Here is a 1,448-nt window from a genome sequence, read left to right on the forward strand (position 1 = left end):
GAGTTCGCGGGCCGGTCGGATGATCAGGTGAAGATCCGTGGGTTCCGGATCGAGCCGGGGGAGATCGAGTCGGTGCTGGCGGGTCATCCGCTGGTTGATCGGGCTGTCGTGGTCGCGCGTGAGGATCGGTTGGACGCGTATGTGGTGGTGGGTGAGAGCGCGGTCGTGGGGGGTGATGCCGAGCAGGTCGGTGAGTGGCGGCAGATCTATGACCGGTTGTATGGGCGTGACGAGGCTGATTTCGCGGGGTGGAACAGCAGTTTCACGGGTGAGCCGATCGACCTGGATCAGATGCGCCAGTGGCGTGACGACACGGTCGCGGCGATCGCCGGTCTGGGTGGCTCGAAGGTGCTGGAGATCGGGGTCGGTTCCGGTCTGGTGATGTCCCCGCTCGTGGAGGACGTCGACGAGTACTGGGCGACCGATCTGTCGCCGGTGGTGGTCTCGCGGTTGCGGGAGCAGTTCGGTGATCGCGTGGAGCTTCGCGCGCAGCCGGCCGATGACGTGACCGGTCTGCCTGAGGGTCATTTCGACACGGTCGTGCTGAATTCGGTGGTGCAGTACTTCCCCGACGCGGCCTATCTGAGCCGGGTGCTCCGGCAGGCCCTGACGTTGCTCGCTCCGGGTGGCCGGATTTTCGTGGGTGACGTGCGGAATCTTCGGTTGCTGCGGCATTTCCATGAGGGTGTGTTGTCGCGGCGGTTGTCGGGTGATCGGTTGCGGCGGGCGGTGGATCAGGCCGTGGCGGTGGAGAAGGAGTTGTTGCTCGATCCTGATTTCTTCGCCGGGTTCGCCGAGGGTGTGGAGATCAGGTTGAAGCCGGGTGGTTACGTCAATGAGTTGTCGGCGTATCGGTATGACGTGGTGCTGCACCGCGATGCGGTCCCGGAGTGCGGGGATCTGCCGGTGATCGACTGGCGTCCCGGACTCGCCTGGCCGGAAGGGACCCGGGTTCGTGGCATTCGTAACGCCCGGTTGCACGGTGATGGTGTGGATCCGTCGGAGCTGGCCGGTCGTGCGGTGTTGACCTGGACCGGTGATGACGACAGCGGCGCGTTCGATGCGGTGTTCGGGGGCGTGGCGGTTGGCGCTTATCGGCCGGGACGTCATCGGGGGGCGAACAATCCGTTGCGTACGCGGGCCGGTGGTCAGGTTGTCAGCGTTCTGCGGGCGTATCTTCGGGAGCGGTTGCCCGATCACATGGTTCCGGCCGCGGTGATGGTTCTGGAGCAGGTCCCGTTGACCGTCAACGGCAAGCTCGACAAGGCGGCGTTGCCCCGGCCCGACCTGTCGGTGAATGTCGGCGGCCGGGACGCGCGTACCCCACAGGAGCAGATCCTGCTCGAGTTGTTCGCCGAGGTGCTGGGTCTGCCGCTGGTCGGGGTGGATGACGATTTCTTCGCGTTGGGCGGGCATTCGTTGCTGGCGACGCGTCTGGCCAGCCGGGT

Annotated in this window: 1 protein-coding gene and 1 pseudogene; both read left to right on the forward strand. The window is 65.7% G+C overall.

What is annotated here, in order from left to right:
- Window positions 1–381: 381 nt before the first annotated feature.
- Window positions 382–597: pseudogene (locus AB0O15_RS47960) on the forward strand (class I SAM-dependent methyltransferase); the annotation flags it as partial.
- A gap of 144 nt (window positions 598–741) precedes the next feature.
- A partial coding sequence (locus tag AB0O15_RS47965) for a phosphopantetheine-binding protein (protein ID WP_364334939.1) occupies window positions 742–1,448 on the forward strand: 707 nt, incomplete at its 3' end.

Origin of the sequence: Actinoplanes sp. NPDC089786 (assembly GCF_040684855.1) — a bacterium.
Taxonomy (GTDB): domain Bacteria; phylum Actinomycetota; class Actinomycetes; order Mycobacteriales; family Micromonosporaceae; genus Actinoplanes.